The 18,711-nt window shown below is 48.5% G+C and carries 14 protein-coding genes; 3 read left to right on the plus strand and 11 right to left on the minus strand.

The features are described 5' to 3' along the window. Positions 1–3: 3 nt before the first annotated feature. Complete coding sequence (locus NG796_RS24520) at positions 4–1,665, minus strand: trypsin-like peptidase domain-containing protein (protein WP_261209917.1); 1,662 nt, start codon at positions 1,663–1,665, stop codon at positions 4–6. Positions 1,666–1,682: 17 nt separating this feature from the next. Next, on the minus strand, positions 1,683–2,333 hold the full coding sequence (locus tag NG796_RS24525; RefSeq protein ID WP_261209919.1) for a COP23 domain-containing protein: 651 nt from the start codon (positions 2,331–2,333) through the stop codon (positions 1,683–1,685). Between the two features lie 543 nt (positions 2,334–2,876). Between NG796_RS24525 and NG796_RS24530 the strand changes: the two genes are divergently transcribed. Continuing rightward, positions 2,877–3,068 (plus strand): hypothetical protein, encoded by a 192-nt coding sequence (locus NG796_RS24530; protein WP_015147765.1) that lies wholly within the window; start codon positions 2,877–2,879, stop codon positions 3,066–3,068. 178 nt (positions 3,069–3,246) lie between these two features. Here the strand turns inward: NG796_RS24530 and NG796_RS24535 are convergent, their stop codons facing one another. From NG796_RS24535 to NG796_RS24555, 5 genes are all read right to left on the minus strand, one after another. Beyond that, positions 3,247–3,831, minus strand: a complete 585-nt coding sequence (locus NG796_RS24535; protein ID WP_261209920.1) for a Uma2 family endonuclease — start codon at positions 3,829–3,831, stop codon at positions 3,247–3,249. A gap of 239 nt (positions 3,832–4,070) precedes the next feature. Beyond that, positions 4,071–4,997, minus strand: a complete 927-nt coding sequence (locus NG796_RS24540) for a TIGR01777 family oxidoreductase (RefSeq protein ID WP_261209922.1) — start codon at positions 4,995–4,997, stop codon at positions 4,071–4,073. Positions 4,998–5,312: 315 nt separating this feature from the next. Continuing rightward, a complete protein-coding gene (locus NG796_RS24545; protein ID WP_261209924.1) occupies positions 5,313–6,194 on the minus strand; it encodes an SH3 domain-containing protein in 882 nt (293 codons plus the stop codon). A 220-nt stretch (positions 6,195–6,414) separates the two neighbouring features. Next, the gene (locus tag NG796_RS24550) at positions 6,415–6,960 is read right to left on the minus strand and encodes a general stress protein (RefSeq protein WP_261209926.1); all 546 of its coding nucleotides are present in this window, start codon (positions 6,958–6,960) and stop codon (positions 6,415–6,417) included. Positions 6,961–7,835: 875 nt separating this feature from the next. Continuing rightward, complete coding sequence (locus NG796_RS24555) at positions 7,836–7,976, minus strand: hypothetical protein (protein ID WP_261209928.1); 141 nt, start codon at positions 7,974–7,976, stop codon at positions 7,836–7,838. 353 nt (positions 7,977–8,329) lie between these two features. On the opposite strand from NG796_RS24555, the gene NG796_RS24560 reads away from it, so the two are divergent. Together NG796_RS24560 and NG796_RS24565 are read left to right on the plus strand one after the other, a co-directional pair. Beyond that, positions 8,330–9,496 (plus strand): pyridoxal phosphate-dependent aminotransferase, encoded by a 1,167-nt coding sequence (locus tag NG796_RS24560; protein WP_261209930.1) that lies wholly within the window; start codon positions 8,330–8,332, stop codon positions 9,494–9,496. A gap of 250 nt (positions 9,497–9,746) precedes the next feature. Continuing rightward, the gene (locus tag NG796_RS24565; RefSeq protein WP_261209931.1) at positions 9,747–11,477 is read left to right on the plus strand and encodes a class I SAM-dependent methyltransferase; all 1,731 of its coding nucleotides are present in this window, start codon (positions 9,747–9,749) and stop codon (positions 11,475–11,477) included. A 106-nt stretch (positions 11,478–11,583) separates the two neighbouring features. Here the strand turns inward: NG796_RS24565 and NG796_RS24570 are convergent, their stop codons facing one another. From NG796_RS24570 to NG796_RS24585, 4 genes are all read right to left on the minus strand, one after another. After that, positions 11,584–11,970, minus strand: a complete 387-nt coding sequence (locus NG796_RS24570) for a four helix bundle protein (RefSeq protein WP_261209933.1) — start codon at positions 11,968–11,970, stop codon at positions 11,584–11,586. Positions 11,971–12,098: 128 nt separating this feature from the next. Continuing rightward, on the minus strand, positions 12,099–14,780 hold the full coding sequence (locus NG796_RS24575; RefSeq protein ID WP_261209934.1) for a response regulator: 2,682 nt from the start codon (positions 14,778–14,780) through the stop codon (positions 12,099–12,101). A 34-nt stretch (positions 14,781–14,814) separates the two neighbouring features. Next, positions 14,815–15,273, minus strand: a complete 459-nt coding sequence (locus NG796_RS24580) for a response regulator (protein ID WP_261209936.1) — start codon at positions 15,271–15,273, stop codon at positions 14,815–14,817. A 373-nt stretch (positions 15,274–15,646) separates the two neighbouring features. Then, positions 15,647–18,625 (minus strand): PAS domain S-box protein, encoded by a 2,979-nt coding sequence (locus NG796_RS24585; RefSeq protein WP_261209937.1) that lies wholly within the window; start codon positions 18,623–18,625, stop codon positions 15,647–15,649. Positions 18,626–18,711 lie beyond the last annotated feature (86 nt).

Below are 18,711 nucleotides of genomic sequence, written 5' to 3' on the forward strand. Positions count from 1 at the left end.
TAGTTAAGGTTGAGGAAGTTGCCACAATTGAACCGTGCCATTTTGTGCACTACTGACCAGACTTTGCCCATCCCTAGAAAAGGCCAGGGAAAATACCGGACTGAGTGGACCACTCCCTGAATTTCTCACTTCCAAATTTCGCACCCGATTTCCTGTATAGAGGTTCCAAATCTGAATGGTTCCATCACTTCCGGCACTAGCGAGAATATGGCCGTAGGGGTCAATGGCAATACTATAAACGGTTCCCGTATGACCCGTTAAAGTCTGTAGCAATTCCCCGGTGCGAAGATTCCATACTTTCACGAGTCCATCGTCTGCACTGGCGGAAGCGAGCAAGTTACCATAAGGAGACGTAGCAACGGATGTAATTCGGTTGGCATTTCCCGTGAGAGTCTGGAGGGCTTCTCCCGCTTCAGGATTCCAGAGTTTAATCGTTTTATCCGTACTGCCACTCACGAGAACTTTGCCATCAGGACTAAAGGCCAGTCCATTCACATAGTCCCGATGTCCCGTAAGGGTACGCACTAACTCTCCAGTTTGGGGATTCCAAAGTTTAATGTCCATCTCTTCTGCACTCCCAGACGCCAGGAGAGTACCATCAGGACTAAAAGCCACTGCTCTCACAAATGAGCGATCGCCTTGGAAACTTTTCACCAGTTCCCCAGTCTCCCGGTTCCAAAGTTTGACGGTCCCATCCTCACCGCCACTGACTAAGGTTTGTCCATCGGGACTAAAGGTGAGGGCTGTAACCGCTTTGGGATGCCCAGTGAGGGTGCGGATTTCTTCGCCGGTAGTGCCATTGGAAAGTTTGATAATACCATCTTTACTCCCACTGGCGATCGTCTGATTGTCCGGGGCCAAGGCCACTGCTAAGACAAAGGCTGAATGTGCCGGGAGAGTCACACTGGCCGGGGTAAAATTATCCCCTAAGCGCGGTAAATTGATGCCGGTTTCGGAGGCAAGACTCACAAAAGTATTAATCGGAATCCCCACATTAAACCCGGATTTGACATCCACCGTATCTCCGGTATCCGGATTATAAATCGGTTCCCCTTCCGCCCGTCCGTGAATCCCAATTAACCGGCCCTGATTATCAAATACAGGACCACCACTCATCCCCGAACGGGTGATATTGGTATAAATCAATCCATACCCATCCTCTAACGCCGTGAGAGGACGACCGGAAATCGTCCCTTTTGCCACCTGATAAATCCGTTCCGTAATCACTCGTCCCGGATGAGGCCAACCGGATACATAAATCGTCGCCCCTTCCATTGCGTCATCAGAATTGCCAAAATGAGCAACGCGGTAGCGGTTGGAACTGGTGAATTCCACCACTGCTAAATCCACTCCGGGCAGTTTTTTGACCGTGCGATAATCGACGGGATAGCTTTGAGCATCAGTTGTGAGAATGGCGTACTCATCCGGGGTGGCGATCGCGTGTTTGGCCGTAAGTACGGTGTAAGTATTGCCATTGCGGCCAATAATCACCCCAGAACCGGGATTTTGACCATTAATGACGACCGAAACCTCTCGACCCATTGCCGCGATCGCCTGTTCTTCGATTCCCTGGGTTTGGGGCAGGGAAATGGGAGCCTTTGCGACTAAAATTACGGCCCCTACCCCCAGGATCGCCGCTGATAAACCCGCCCTAGACCATTTCATTGTGTTTTACCTCACCGTTATTGCGGAACGTCTCGACGGGGAACCGGGGGAGTCCGACTTCCCAATGCCGGGAGTTGGGGATATTCCCCGTTTAAATACTTATCAAAACGGATGTACAGGCGATTAGTCGTTTCGGCGATCGGTCCGGCGGATGCTACCCGAATTCGGAACATTCGTTGTAACATTCCTCGGGGATTGCTACCGCCACTAAGGGGAAACAACATCCCGCTACAAGGTTCATTTTCTCCCGGCGCAACACAGGCGACCAGTTCACCGTTCATAATCCCACTGGTGATATAGTTGAGGGTTCCCTCGTCATAGTAGGTTTGAAAGCGGGTGGAGACTTCCTCACACTGTTGTTGCGCGTTAATCTCCGGGTCTTTGATGGCATTTTTATCCCAAATCACCATCGGCATTTCCCCGTTAGGGGTCCGCGCCATTGTAGCGGGAATTCCCTCAACAGTCCCGCAGAAAAAGCTAGTGGTTTCTACCGGGGGTTGAGGTTGTGCGAGGGTTAGGGCCGCACTCAGGGTCTGGAAGAGGGCGATCGCCCCGACTTGACTCCCTCGGATGATGAGTGTTAATACTTGATGGGTCAGGGTTTGCCCGGGTGCGATCGCCCCGACCTGATTCTCTCGGATTATTGGTGTTAATAATGGCCTCTTCATGAGTTATTCCATCCCCTCTCCTGCACGATCTTAATTTTAGGTTTAACATGAAATCAGAGTCTTGTGACTCAAGTCCGTGATCACCCCTGTGACTCCAATAGTTCCCACTTTGGATTGTCCTGGACTCCCCCGCCTTCGGACTCATTACCACGGTTATTATTCTCCGGACAAATTGAGGACCACTCTGGGTAAGCCCGTGACCCCTAGAAAGGGCCAGAACCCTTTGAGGGTCCAACCCCTGGACCATTCTCATTCAAGTTTTAACAAAGTTTTAAGATTTCCCCTAACCCCTGGCGATCGGCCCGAACTGGAACGGAAATGTCACTGTAATTGAGCACTTTTGTTCTGTATCCCTAAGTTTAGGTAAACAACCTCAAGTGATCTAAACCCCGGCCCCAATGAGTATTTATATTTGTTCATATTTTTTTGAAAAACTTAATAAAAAAAGTGTTATTTTAATGATAAGATTTGATGAACTTAGCGATAAACCTTTAGCAAGAGGGTAATCGCAAATCTGCATTTTAAACAAGGAGTTGAGTAGAAATGACTATGGATAACGTTACTGTCAAACCCGAGACCCGTAATCATAAAGGATTTTTTGTTCAAGAAGCCTCTTATAAACTAATGGGGATTGAAGATTCTGGCTGGGCGCTGATTTGCGTCGAAAATTCTTGCCACTATGTCGATCCGGATAATTTGGAAGCGGACCCCGAATTAGGGGACGCCCTAGATTAGTTTGAAGTTAAGAAAACTTCACATTCTACACAGAATAAGCTTGGGCGGCTGTCCTGAATTCAGGTACAGCCACATTTTTTTGGGGGACATAAATTGTATCCGATCCAGGTTGGACGGCAATTGCTCTACTCTGTTCTCTGATGTCTGGGGTTAGTTCCTGGAGGGTAATCATTTTATCTCAAGTTTGGGTTTCTAGGGTTAGATCAAGACCGCGATAGACTTGTTCAATCGGGAAACTTAAGTTAATGCTTTTGAGTTCAATTGTGTCGCCTGCTTTGTAGTTAATAATCAACCAATCTCCTGCGTCATTTTTGTGATATAAGTCCATTTCAATGCGGGTGGAACTGACTAATAGGTAATCAATTAAAGCGGGGTTTTGGCGATACATTCGGAATTTGCCGCCTCTGTCGTAAGCTTCGGTGCTATTGGAGAGGACTTCCACGATGAGACAGGGGTAGGTGATGTATTGGGAGGTGGTTTTATCGCGATCGTCACAAGTGACGCTGGCATCTGGATAGGTATAGTTTTTGGTGTCAACAATATTAACTCTCAGGTCTGAGTTACCTATGATGCAACGACTTACGTTTAAATGGGCATCAAACATAGCCGTCAATCGAATGGCAAGGCGGCTATGATTAACGCTACCGCCAGTCATGGCGTAAACTTGACCGTCAATCAGTTCATGTTTTTCTAGCTGCTGTTCTTCCCAGGCAAAGTATTCTTCTGGGGTAAGCTGTGGGGTGTGCTCTTTTGCTACAATCATAGGTCGTTACCTTTTACAGTTTCAGGACTTATGCACTCTTTAACATTAAACCCTAAATAATGTAGAGGCGATTCGCGTTCTTGCCTCTACATTATTTAGGGTAGATTCTCAAAACTTGCTTCAGTCTTGAGAGATCCGACGAACATTGATAACGACTTCAGTCGTTATTACTACCAACAGGGGACAAATTTTAGCTTTTGTTGTTATCCTTCCGGTTACCCGTGAGATACAACTTCTTCTTACCCGTGAGATACAACTTCTTCTAGGGCGGGTTTTACGGTGGGATAGCGGTAGTCGAAGCCATATTCTTGGGGGCGTTTGGGTAGCACTTGCTGTCCTTCTAGGACGACTTGTGCTGCCTCCCCGAGGATAAGGTGAAGGGCAAAATCAGGGACGGGTAACCAGGAGGGACGATGGAGGACTTGTCCGAGAATATGACATAATTCGTTCATACGAACGGGGTTGGGGGCGGTTCCGTTGAGGACGCCTTGGATATCGGACCGTTGTAAGGTGAAGAGAATCAGGTTTACCAGATCTTCGCGATGAATCCAGGAAAACCATTGATGACCGCTGCCTAGAGGGCCTCCGGCGAGGAGTCGAAAGGGTGTGAGCATTTTGGCGATCGCCCCCCCATTGCCGACGACGATGCCGCTGCGAATAATCGCCAACCGGGTCCCGGATTGTTTAACCTCCTGTGCCTCCTTTTCCCACTCCTGACAGACTTGGGCGAGAAAATCGTTACCCGAGGTGCTGGTTTCGTCAAAGGTGGCGGTTTCGCTGGTCCCGTAGTATCCAATGGCGGAAGCATTGACGAGGACGGAGGGTTTAGGATTGGCCGAGGCGATCGCCTCGACAATTTTGCGGGTGCCGAGTTTGCGACTGTTGAGAATCTCCTGTTTGCGTTCCGGGGTCCAGCGTTCATCGGCGATGGGAGTACCGGCGAGATTCACCACCCCATCACACCCGCTGAGTGCTTGTTGCCAGGGACCAGATTCGGTGGGGGTATAGGCAACGATTTCTAAATTGGGGAAGGCGGCATCGGGAAAGACGCGCTTGGCTTTGGCCGGATTGCGGGTTAAGATCAAGACTTGATCACCCGCTTGTTGGAGTCTCTCCACTAATCGACTGCCAACGAATCCTGTCGCACCCGCGATCGCAATTTTCATAAGGTTTAGATTCAAATTTAGTGAATGGTTCTTAACTATAGTAGGCGGTTTGCTCCTTCTGGACTAGGATGCGGGGATTGTTTGAGGGTTTAGGGGCAAGGAACGGGGTTTTTGACCCTTTCTGGGAAGCTCTAGGCAAGTACGGCAAATTACCCCTTTCTGGTACGAGAAAGGGGTAATTTGCCAGAAGGCGATCGCGATGTGAGCGTTCAGCCCTAAGGGTCGGGGGGAGAAAGGATGAGATCACCGTCGAGATTTATACCTGTCCTTTCCCCGAGTTGAGTTATATTTCATCAGAGAACTTAATAGGGACCTCTATTGACCGCACATGATGAGATTTTCAGCGGCCACATACCCTTGAATCGGTTCTGAAATCGGCACCCATCCATCTTCACCAGGATTTTGAATTTGCACCTGGGTGGCATCGGGTAAGGTGGTAATGACTTCACTCCCCACCTCGGGTTGCGATCGCACGTTTAGTCCCTCATTTGAACTGATTGCCCGACAACTCTCACCTTCCATCTGGTTCATCGCCTGTGGAGTCTGGCCCTGTTGGTACATCGGTTGCTCCATTTGAGCCGTTTGATCCGTCGGTTGACCCGTTTGAGCCGGTTGGTTCATCGCTTGATCCATCGGTTGACCTATTTGAGCCGGTTGGTTCATCGCTTGATCCATTGGTTGACCCGTTTGAGCCGGTTGGTTCATCGCTTGATCCATCGGTTGACCCGTTTGAGCCGGTTGGTTCATCGCTTGATCCATCGGTTGACCCGTTTGAGCCGGTTGGGTTTGTGAGGATTGTTGACTCATTGTGCCTTGCTGGTCAACTCTGGCGATAGGTTGCTGTTGCGCGGCTGCTTCTGAACAGTAGTTTAAATAAGTGGCTGCCACATAGCCATTCATGGGGGCTTGAATCTCTACCCAGTCTTGACCTTGGGGGCTGGGGTTTTCCAGAGCAACCAGGTTGTTATTCTCGACACTCCCGATGATTTCTCCCCCAGGTTGGGCCCGAATGTTGAGACCCGGGTCTGCATCGACTGCACGGCAAGCTGGGGATTGCGCGATTTGAGCTTGTGCGAGGTCAAGGGACGCACCCTCTGGGACAGCGATAGAAGTCGCGGGAAGTACCGTTGCGCCTAAAGATACGGCGGCACTTACGCCGAGGATTTTCTTGATATTATTTATCTTTGTGCTGCTCATTGGATATTCTCCGTTGAATTTAAGCTCTCTTCAATGTACTTAACATGGTGAGGCAACTTTGAGAGGTTATCCTCTATCAAATGAGGGAGATTACGAGAGGAGTTTACCTGGATTTATTCAACCTTTGATAGATCTAAAAACCCTGAATTTTCTCACCCTGTAGGAACAAAAAAGGGAACAAAAATTGGGCTAATAAATGCGGAATAAATCTAAAAAATCCTTAATGGTCGGTGGATTCATACAGTTGCCATTCTTGAATTCCATGCTGCCTCAAAATGGATTCCGCTTGAGTAATTTCTTCCTCCGTCCCTTCTAGGCGCACTAAATAATGTCCTTGGGTCAAATGTTGATGATAAATATTGGCCTGACCTTCGGTCAATTTGTCTCCCGCAATCGTCCCCACGATCGCACCCCCGAGCGCCCCATAAAAGCTGCCTGCTGCGGTCAAACCGGCGATCGCCGCGACTGGACCCACCACGGAAATTGGGCCGAGTCCCGGGAGAAATAAGGTAGTGAGGCCACTAAATAAACCGGCGATCGCCCCGAAAACTGTTCCATTCATGACCCCCTTTCCTAAGCCTTCAACGGTGCGATTCTCCAAAAATTCACTATCGGGACTCTCCATTTCTGGGGGGATATTATCTTGGGTAGCAACTAAAATGTTATCCATTGAGAACCCAGCCTCACGGAGGGCCTTTAAGGCATTTTCTGTGCTTTGGCTATCTTCAAATACACCAATTGCACGTTTTTGTACAAGTAAACTCATTATCTTCTCCTGATTTATCTTTTACTGTTTTTATTTGATGCGTGATTTATCTTCCGAGGGCTTCTCAATCCAGGGAACTATTTTTCGGAAAGTCATCCCCAAGGGGATTGCTCCTTCCCTAGACTTTTGGCCGAATAGTCTTAAGCTCCTTATTCCTTAAACATTGATTCCTCTGGCTTCCCCTGTGAGATCAACATTGATTCCTCGGGGTTATCCCGGGTTAAGGGGGACGGGAAGGGGAGCGATCGGTTATTTTGCAAAAGGTCTAAGGGTTGGATAGAGCAGCGGTGATATGGAAGTAAACCCAATATAAACCCCATAGCCAGAGGTTCTACTCAGGCAATCCTGGGGGGTTTCAACGGCCTCTCGGCAGCTTGCAATAGGCGAGTAAATTTGTTCCAGATTAGCAATTTTATCAGGAATTAATTTATTGATTGCCCCGGTTGGTTCCAGATTTCGAGCCATGATTTTTACAGTGAGCTTCATAAGCTACTGCCGGTCTAAATTGGAGAGGATAAATTTATCATCCCGTTGGAGTGTAAGCATCTTGCTCCCTCCGAATATCCCATTTAAAGTCGGAACAGCTTAAGCACTCTTAACCTTCCTTGAGTTAGACTTAATACCCAGACAAAATATCCTCCAATTGTACGAGCTTACCCTGGGTAATAAAGTCAATTTTAGGTGAGCCATTGGGGGAATGCCTTCTATCTAATGACATAAAATAAGCTAATTCAATTTTAGATAAAAATAGACTAAAAGTTGCTACAGTTGCGGCAAAAAGAGGGGGTTTTAATAGAAAAATCAGCCTTGGATTATAGCAGTTTCCCCAATTAAAAGTGACATGAGACTTCTGGCAAAAATCTGGATTGATCCCCCTAACCCCCCTTAAAAACGCCAATCGGCTTTAAAGAATTTTGCAAGAAGTCTACTATTAAATTTGCGATCGCCTCAGTCTGTAACGCCATTGCCACCAGTCTAGGCAGAGTCTCCCGCAAATACGCCCACAAAATCCCCATGAGCCTTAGACCCCACCTCAACCCACTCCGGAGCGTTCCCAACCCCGATGACATCCTTACAAGTGCCGGATTGATTCATTCTGGAGGTCTTTCTGCCAGGGATAACCTAACTTCGCTCCAGGGGTGGGAACTGCCGTGATTAACAACCGGGTCAGGGCTGGGGGGTGAATTTTCGGACCTTAAGCCATCCCCCAACCCTTTACCGAAAGGGTCAAATTATTTCATACCCTTCAAGAGGTTGAGCGGTCCGGCGATGTCACGATCGCCTGACATCCTTGCTTGAGAGTGGGTAGAGTAGGATATTCTGAGCTTTGAAGCATATCCTTAAATTTATTCTCAGTTGAAGTAGGCAAATGAAGCTGGCAGCAAGAGTTGGACAGGTAACGCCATCCCTGACCTTGGCAATCGCCGCCAAAGCTAAGGCGATGAAAGCCGATGGGATAGATGTTTGTAGTTTTAGTGCAGGGGAACCGGATTTTGATACGCCAAACCATATCAAAATGGCGGCAGAAAAAGCCTTGAATGCCGGGAAGACCAAATATGGACCCGCCGCCGGTGAACCCCAGCTAAGAGAAGCGATCGCCCACAAGCTCAAAACCGATAATCACCTCGACTATTCCGCAAAAAATGTTATCGTCACCAATGGCGGCAAGCATTCTCTCTTTAACCTCATGCTGGCCCTCATCGACCCCGGGGATGAGGTAATTATCCCAGCGCCCTTCTGGTTGAGTTATCCAGAAATGGTCACCTTAGCCGGGGGTATCCCGGTGATTGTCTCCACCACTGCCGACAGTGGGTATAAAATTACCCCAGACCAACTGCGCAGCGCTTGTACCCCGAAAACCAAGCTGTTTATTCTCAATTCCCCCTCTAATCCCACAGGAATGGTGTATTCTCCCGACGAGATTCGCGCCTTAGCGACTGTGGTGGTTGAACAGGATATTTTAGTGGTTTCCGACGAGATTTACGAGAAAATCCTCTATAATGACGCCCAACATTTGAGTATCGGCGAGGTTTCCGAAGAAGTCTTCAAACGCACGATTATCAGTAACGGGTTCGCCAAAGCCTACTCAATGACGGGGTGGCGGATTGGGTATCTGGCAGGGAATGAGGAACTGATTAAGGCAACCAGCACCATTCAAAGTCACAGTACCTCCAATGTCTGTACCTTTGCCCAATATGGAGCGATCGCCGCCTTGGAATCTGAGCAAGATTGTGTCCAAGAAATGCTCCAAGCCTTTGCCCTGCGCCGGATAGCGGTTTTGGAACAAATTCGGGGGATGTCCGGCATCAGTTGTCCCGAACCCGACGGTGCCTTTTATGTGTTTTTGAATATCGCTAAAACCGGAATGAAATCCCTGAAATTCTGTGATGCCTTACTGGAATCTCACCAGGTTGCTGCCATTCCAGGAATTGCCTTCGGGGATGATGACTGCATCCGCTTATCTTATGCCACTGATTTACCCACCATTGAGAAGGGGTTGGATAGATTGGATAAATTCTTGCAGGAACATTTGTAAAGGCTGATTCAGCTTTGGAATCCACCGGGTTTTGCAAAAAACCCGGTTTCTTTTTGTATTCTTGGGGATTCTTTTGTATCCTAGAGAATTCCCCAGAATTCACCGAGGCCATGTTTCGGAGGGGGTGTTTCCTGAATCGACTAGAACACCGTTTTTCCTTAAAAGGACCTCCAAAACATCCCTAGGGAATGGGGGAACTGTGATCGTTTAAATCTGAACCCTTGATTAAAAACAGACCAGAATAGAAATCATGCAAGTCCAACCGATGGTTACGGAATATTTAGCGAAACAGGACTATGAGGGTGCTGTGGCCCTTTGCCGACAAAACATTCAAGCGCAGCCCCAGGTAATTTTAAATTACTGGTATTTAGGGATTGCCTTGTTATTGCAAGGAAAGCAACCCGAAGCCGAACATTGCTGGAATGCGGTATTGTCCCAGGGAACACCGCCTCAAGTTCAACAGTGGCGACAGCAGCTTTATGAGCTTTTCTTGGCGATCGCCACCCAGAGAGAATCAGTTAGAGACTGGCAAAGCGCCTTAGTCTTGCGCGATCGCATCAGTGCGATCGCTCCCAATGATATCAATAACCATCTCGCCCGTCTGCAACTTTATCTGCATCTCGGCATCCTAGATTCAACCCTCACCGAACGATTAATCACAACCGCCCAATTACTCCCCTCCTCTAACTTAGCTAACCTCAACCAACCCCTGCTCATCGAAGTCTTACGCCAACTCGCCGAAGGCCAAATTTTTCATGTTAAATCCCTCGACCTATTAGAAGCGGCTTTAAACCAAAACCTCTTAAACCATCCCAACTGGAACCAGAACATTAGCCTCAAACAAACCTATGGGAATTATTATCGAAATAAAGGGATAAAACATTGCGACTATGGAGAATTCCAAGACGCGATTCTTTGCTTTTGGAAAGCCCAAGAACTCGTTCCCGAAATTTCCATCACTTACCCCCTAGGCATGGCATTTTTGGCCCAAGGTAAATTGAGTGAAGCGGTTGAACTTTTAAATCAAATCCCCCCCCAACATCCAGAATATGGTTCAGCTCGTTATATTTTAGGAGCTATTTATACCCCCCAAGCTCAGGAAGTGCTCAGAACCATTTACCAGCGAGTCATTGAAAAAAGTTGGGCGAATTGCAAATATGCCCAAGCCGCCAATGCTGCCCAGAAAATGGTAGAACTTCAGCCTAGGTCAAGTCATGCTCATTATAACCTTGGGATGTCCCTGTACTATCAAGGCTTATTTACCAGTGATGTAGAAAAAGTTTATCAAGCCGAAACTGCCTTAAAAAAAGCCTTAGAATTTAAACCGAATAACGAAGTTCTCCAGAAAAAACTTTCGACGATTCCCTATACCCTCCACTTTGCTCAAAAAGGTTATAACGTCAGCGCTGACTGTTTTACTGGAGTCATGCCCATTTGGGAGCAGAATTTTCGGAAATATGCGAATATGCCTAACTTGAGAGTCGTAGAAGTGGGGTGTTTTGAAGGCATGGCGAGTTGTTGGTTGCTCGATAATATTCTGACCCATGAAACCGCCCGGATTACCTGTATTGATAATTTTGAAGGGGTCGTAGAGAGTAAAAAGAATGACCCGACGGTACAGAAATCTGTAGAAGAGAGATTTGACGGAAATATCGAAAAAAGTGGAGCCAAACACAAAGTCGAGAAACGGGTAGGATTGTCCCAAGAAGTATTGCGATCGCTCCCGTTAAATTCCTATCATATTGTGTATATTGATGGCTCTCATTTTGCGATTGATGTCCTTCAAGATGCGGTATTAAGTTGGGGACTCATCAAAGAAGGCGGCATGATTATTTTTGATGACTACCACTTTGAATTTCCCGATCGCCCCCACTGTAATACCGGACGAGGGATTGATGCCTTCATGACAGTGTTTCAGGAAAAACTCAAAGTCATTTACCGCGACGATCGCCAGATTTTCTTAGAGAAACTCTCTCATTAAGAGACGGGGAAGATGGGGGAGATGGGGAGGATGGGGGAGATGGGGAGGATGGGGAGGATGGGGAGGATGGGGGAGATGGGGGAGATGGGGAAGATTGGGAGTTGGTTTACTTGTTGATGAGCCAGGGATTGGGATTGTTAATCATATTAACTAATCCGCTTAGAACTTGATTGTAGATTTTGTAGAGTTCTCTTCCTTGCTCTATCTCTAAATAGTGGCATTTGACGGCAAATTTCAACCAAACCTGAGTTTCGGCTGCCTCTGCTTCGCAATCGCTAAGTTTAGCAAGAAAAGCTGCTTTATATCTCCTTTTTCGCCAAGCTTCAGCTAAATTTGCACAGACAGAACGTGAAGAACGCCGGATTTGGTCCGTCAGAGAGTACCGTTCTTCTACCGGAAAGCTCCTTGATAATTCAAAAATCCTCATTGCCGCCTCAAACGACATTTGATACACAACAACATCCTCATGACTCCTAATAAATTCTTTCCCCATCTCCCCAATCTCCCCAATCTCCCCCATCCTCCCAATCCTCCCCATCTCCCCCATCCTCCCCACCTCCCCCATCTCCCCATCTCCCCCATCTCCCCATCTCCCCATCTCCCCATCTCCCCCATCTAAAATTACTCACCAGGGCGGGTTAACAATTCGATCGCCGCCATTAATGCTTTGGGGTCGATGGGTTTCGTTAAATGCTCTTGAAATCCGGCTAAAAATGCGGCATTGCGGTCTTCTTCTCGGGCATAAGCGGTTAGAGCAACAGCCGGAATTTGTCCCCCGGCATTCCTCTCCATTGCCCGGATTTTGCGGATAAAACTATACCCATCCTCTTCTGGCATGGCAATATCACTAATCACCAGATCCGGTTGCCACTCGGAAAACACGGCGAGGGCTTCAATGGTGGAGGCGATCGCCCGGACTTGACACCCCGACTGTTCTAACACCAACTGCATAAACTCCAAGGAGTCGTCATCATCATCGACGACTAGGACCCGCACTCCAGCGAGTTCCCGCTTGGGAAAAGACGGTGGGAGTGGGGTTTCGGTATCCAGTTTGAGGGCGATCGCCGGGAGTTTCACCGTAAAAGTCGCCCCCTGTCCCACTCCTGGACTTTCTGCACTAACGGTTCCCCCATGCAGTTCCACCAGATGGCGCACCAGTCCTAATCCAATCCCCAGTCCCCCATGATTGCGGGTACTAGAGGCATCCGCTTGGCGGAAATATTCAAATAAATGGGGGAGAAATTCCGGTAGAATGCCGACTCCTGTATCTTGGACTTGCAGCATCACCCATCGATCCTGTTGCTTAAGGTGCAGGATAACTTGACCCCCAGGTTCAGTAAATTTCACCGCATTAGACAGCAGATTCCATACCACTTGCTGCAAGCGGCTGGAGTCTCCCATCACCGGGGGGACCGTGGGATCTAGGGAATAGTCCAGTTGAAGGCATTTAGCTTCGATCGCCAGCCGCAAACTTTCGATCGCCGCACAGATGGGGGATGCCAAATTCACTCGGGTGATTTTCAGCGTCAGCTTGCCACGCAGGATGCGGGAGACATCCAGCAAATCCTCAATCAGTTGGGTTTGAAATCGTGCATTGCGCTCGATCGTCTCTAACGCACGGCGTGTCGTCGCTTCGTCAAATTTGCGCGCCAGCAGTAATTGGGACCAGCCGAGAATTGCATTCAGGGGCGATCGCAACTCGTGGGAGAGGACCGCTAAAAACTCATCCTTGACCTGATTCGCCCGTTCTAACGCCTCTGCTTGTTGCTGTAGGGCTTCTTCCATCCGTTTGCGATCGGTCAAATCTAGGGTAAAAAATACCCCCGCCTCCGCATTATTATCAAAAATTGCCCCTCCCAAAATCACCGGAATTCGAGTACCATTTTTGTGAAAAAATTCCTTTTCAAAGGGTTCGGTATAGCCCATTTGACGGGCTTGCTCATTGGCACTTTGATCCAGATGTAAATATTCCGAGGGGGTAATCCTGCGCCAATTCAACGGTTCCTTTTGCAGTTCCTCTTGGGAATACCCCAGCATTTCCAAAAAAGCATCATTGGCAACCGTCACGCAATCCCCATGCCAGAATCCCATGCCAATGGTATTGGAATCCATCAACCGGCGGAACCGCGCCTCACTTTCTCTCAGCACTTGTTCAGCTTTTTTGCTTTCCGTCACATCCCGACTAATGCAGAGTAAAGACTCAACCTTACCCTCTAAGTCAAATTCTGGAACCGCCTGGGATTGATACGTTCGGGTTCCGCTTGCGGATGGAAAAGTAAATTCCAGAAAACCCGGTTCGCCCTTACCAAAAATCTGTTTTAAATGTTCGGACCACTGTAAATACATTTCTTCTGGAAATCCTAAATCCGCATTGGTTTTGCCGATAAACTTTTCCGGAGGGATTCCCGTCGCTTTTTCGATCGCCGGGTTGATGTAAATGTGGCGCAGTTGTCGATCAAAGCGGGCGATAATATCTGGTGCATTTTCCGCTAAGGCTCGAAATTGTTGTTCCCGACGATACAGTTCTCGTTCCGATCGCTTCCGTTCGGTGATATTCAAGGCAGTCCCCATCAGGGCGACCACCTGGGGGGGGTCCTGATTCGGTTTCTCATCCAATACAGGTTCTAATATCAAGTCGTAGTCGCGGATTTCTCCCCAAACAGTGACGGAGACTTCAACCCGAGTGGGCGCTCCCGTGGCAATCACCTCTCGTTTAAGGGCGCTGAGGTAGTCGGCATCCGCTTCGGAAAATAAAAAGTAGTCCGTTTCTCCGACAATTTCCTCGGCGGTTTGGGGTCCCTGGGGATTATGAATCCATTGGTATTTCAGGTCCCGGTCTTGTTGAAAAATGCAGATAAATGAATTTTTCAGGGCCATTCTAAACCGGCGATCGCTCTCTTGCAGGGCCGCTTCTGCCTTCAGGCGATCGCGATGTTCTGTCGCCTCTCGAATCGCGCGTTGCACCGAGGGAACCAGTCGTTCTAACCGCTGCTTGAGAACATAATCCGTGGCCCCACTTTTCAGAGTCTCCAGGGCCACTTCCTCCCCCAACGTCGCTGACACAAAGATAAAAGGGAGGTCCGGAGATCTCAGTTGGGCCATTTTCAGGGCGGAAAATCCATCGAAAGAGGGGAGGGAATAATCAGCCAAAATCACGTCAAACGACCCGTTTTCCAGAGCATCTTGGAAGGCTTCGCAGGTGTCTACCCGCTTCAAGGCCACATTGAGACCACTCTCCTGCAAGTGGGCCTCAATCAGCTCTGCATCCAGCAGACTGTCTTCTAGCAGTAGGATATGCAGCACTTTAACCGTCCATCTTGATGTTTAGTTAGGTGACTCATTCTCGCACTACAGCAGGCAAAGAGCCTGGAGGCGGTTGATTGACTACGGCCCAGAATAGTCCTAGGCTTTTGATGGCATCCACAAACTCATGAAAGTCTAAGGGTTTGATGACATAGCCATTCACCCCTAGATTGTAGCTGCTAATGAGGTCCGATTCTTCCCGAGAAGCGGTCAAAATCACGACGGGAATCTGCCGCAAATCCGTCTTAGACTTCATTTGTGCCAGCACTTCCAGTCCATCGATTTTGGGCAGTTTGAGGTCGAGCATCACCAGGATGGGATGTCCTTCTCGCCTCAATCTAAAGATACCCCGACGAAACAAATAATCTAGCGCTTCTTCCCCATCCCGCACAACGATCACTTCATTGGCTAGGTTATTGTCGGCCAGTCCCGTCAAAATTAGCTCTATATCATTGGCATTATCTTCTACCAGTAAAATGCGTTTGATGTCCATCCTTTGTTCTCCCTTGTTCATAATGAGTTTAAGTCGTATATGACGCTCGAATTTTATCTCATTTTCCTGGGATAACAATAATCAAGGATTGTGGTTTATTATATAAAATGGGAAACCTTCCCCCAAGTCATTTCCTAAGTCCGATTCGGCTATTGCCAAGGGTTTGGGGCGATCGATTAGGGGTATTCTCTCAAATTTACTCGGGTTGGAGGGGTTGCTCCTTTTCACCCAAAACCCGGTTTCTCTCGCTGTGGGTGCAAGAAACCGGGTTTCTACAATACCATTAATAACGATTGCCCCTTCCCTAACTTCAGGCAAGAATCCAAGTTTCTCTCCTGATCAAAATGGTTTCACTGGACATGATATAACCCGACTAGGATGAGGTTGACCCCAGTAGATTAGAGGCGGATTCCAATTGTTCGGGTTCCGGTGCTTTAGGCAGAGAAAAATAAAAGGTTGCACCCAAATCTACCTCACCTTCGGCCCAAGTGCGGCCTCCATGACGATGGATAATTCGGCGCACATTGGCGAGTCCGATGCCAGTGCCTACAAAATCAGGATTGCTATGCAAGCGTTGAAAAACTCCAAAGAGTTTGTGAGCGTAGCGCATATCAAATCCAATGCCATTATCTCGCACAAAAAAGATAAATTCGAGGTCACTTTCATTAAAACCGACGGTGATTTCAGCCGGTTGCTGTCTTTGGGTATATTTAATGGCATTATCCAGGAGATTTTGGAATACTAATCTTAACATCGTAGGTTCCCCTTTCACCGTGGGCAATGAGGCAATCTCCCAGATAATTTGCCGATCGCCACTTTGTATTTCCAAAGTCTGGCGCACCTCTTTCACCAGTTGATTCATATCCACTTTGATGAAGCGCATTTGAGCACGGGCCATCCGCGAAAAAGCTAACAAATTATCAATCAACTCTTCGGCTTGGTGGGTACTTTTGACAATAATATCCAGATAGCGCTGACTATTTTCATCCAGAGAAGGTTCGATCCGTTTGCGGAGTAAGTTCACAAATCCGCTAATATGTCGCAGGGGTGCACGCAAATCATGGGACACGGAATAAGCAAAGGATTCGAGTTCCTGATTGGCGGCTTCCAGTTGGGCAGTGCGATCGCTTACCCGGCGTTCCAGACTGGCATTGAGGCGCTTAATTTCACTCTCGTAAATTTTGCGATCGCTAATATCAATACAAGACCCGACATATCCCTCAAATCGGCCATCATGGGAAAACCGAGGCACGGCCCGATCTAAAACCCAGCGGTATTCCCCATCATACCGGCGCAGGCGATATTCCATCTCAAAGGGTTGGCGAAGATCAAAGGCTTGATGATAAGTATTAAGGCAAAATTCCAGGTCATCGGGATGAACTCCATCGACCCAACCCTTGCCGATTTCTTCTTCTAAAGTCCTGCCGGTAAATTCCAACCAAGGTTGATTAAAGTAATAACATTGCTGATCAGTACCCGCTAACCAAATATAAACCGGCGCAGCATCCGCCATTATCCGAAACCGTTGTTCACTTTCGAGTAAGGCAAATTGAGCCTGTTTGCGATCGGTGATATCTTCATAGGCTAACCCAAGATAGCGGCTGGGCAAGGGAAAAGCTTTTAAGGAACAATACCGTTCCTTTCCGGCATCGTCGCTATAGATGACTTCGGGAAAATCCCGCGCCGATGAACTCTTTAAAACTTCTTGTAATTCGACAATTCGTGAGGTTTTCACCAGATGGGGAAATAAAGTCTCAATCCGCATTCCTACGGCCCGGGTTAAATCTTTTCCGGCCAGTTGACTGGCGGCAGGATTGGCACTAATTAACTCAAAGGAAGGGGGTTCCTCTCCTGGGTTGAGTTGCCAAACGGTTAAGCCAACTTGAATATTTTTGACAACATCGGCATAGCGGTTGATTTCAGCTTGGGCCTGTTTTTGTGCAGTGATGTCATAAAAGGTCACCACAGCGGCGACAATTTTGCCCTCAGCGTTGCGAATCGGGCCAGAGTTGGCGAGGACGGTAACCCAGGTCCCATCGGCCCGTTGAATTTGCATTTCTTCTTCAACGACAACCTCTCCGGTGGAGATGGATCGCGTTAAGGGTAAGGCGGCGGGGTGATAGGGTTGACCATCTGGGTGAAAAATTTGGTAGGAAGTATGGAGATAATCCGGGATCGTGATCAGGGGCGTTAGGGAAATGCCTAAAATTTCTCGCACTTGCTGATTCATCAAGACTATCTGCCCGGAGGGGGCTTCCGCAACGATCGCCCCGGCAGGCATTTGCTGCAATACTGCACTCAGGAGTTGTTGTTGGGATTCCAGGTCCGCCAGCAGCAGGTCCCGTTCTTCCTGGGTGCGCTTGCGATCGGTGATATCTAGGGAAATTCCCGCCAGCAAACGTCTTCCCGAGGGTTCGCGCATGGGAAATTTCCAGGAAATCCAGTAATGCTTCCCGTCGGGGTGTTCGGCAGTTTCTAAAAATTCCTGGGGTTGGTCGGTGGCTAAGACGGTGGCATCATGGGCTTGGAGTTCCTGGGCGATCGCCTGGGGAAAGAGGTCCGTATCGGTTTGACCGACCCATCCTGCCTGGGGGCGGTGCCATAGCCGTTCTAGCATGGGATTAACGTATAGATAGCGTCCCGCTTCGTCTTTAAAGTAGGCGGCGACGGGGCTATAGTTCATAAAGGTCTCGAATCGCTGTTGAGTCTGTTGCAGGGATTCTTCAGTGTGCTTGCGATCGCTGATGTCCATCGCAATTCCCATCATTCGGACGGCTTTCCCATTCCCATCTTTAAAAACTCGTCCTTTGCCCAAGATCCAGCGAATCTCGTCCGGTGAGGGCTGAATCCGAAATTCTAAGCTGTAGGGGTTCGTTTCGACCAGGGCCAAGGCGATCGCCGCTTTGACGCGTTCCCGGTCCTCGGGATGAATCAGGCTTAAAGAACCGTCGAATGTCCCGGGTAACTGACCCGGACTCACGCCGTAAATTTCCGCTAAATTGTCTGATCTCACGATTTCATGGGTGAGAAGATTCCAATCCCAAAATCCCATTCTTCCCGCTTCTAAAGAGAGTTGGAGACGTTCCTGGGTTTGTTGGCGATCGCTGACATCGGTGAGCATCAGATGGGTCCCTTGAAACTGACCCTGATCATCAAAAATGGAATTCATGGAGACGATCGCCCACAGCAAGGACTGATCTTGACGCCGAAATCGCCCATCCCATTGTTCGGGATGGCCGGGATAGGGTTGGGTGAGGGTCTGGTATCCTTCCGGGCGATCGCCTTGGTCAAACCAGTCAAAAAAGGAGCGATCGAGCATCGCCTCGGGAGAAGAACCCAACATTTGAGCCATCCGCTGATTCACTGGAGTTTAGACTAAGCGAAATTTGACCCACCAGGAGGGGAGCCACTGTTAAAAGAGTGTAGGACAAAAATGAG

The sequence above is a fragment of the Laspinema sp. D2d genome (genome assembly GCF_025370755.1).
Classification (GTDB): Bacteria; Cyanobacteriota; Cyanobacteriia; order Cyanobacteriales; family Laspinemataceae; genus Laspinema.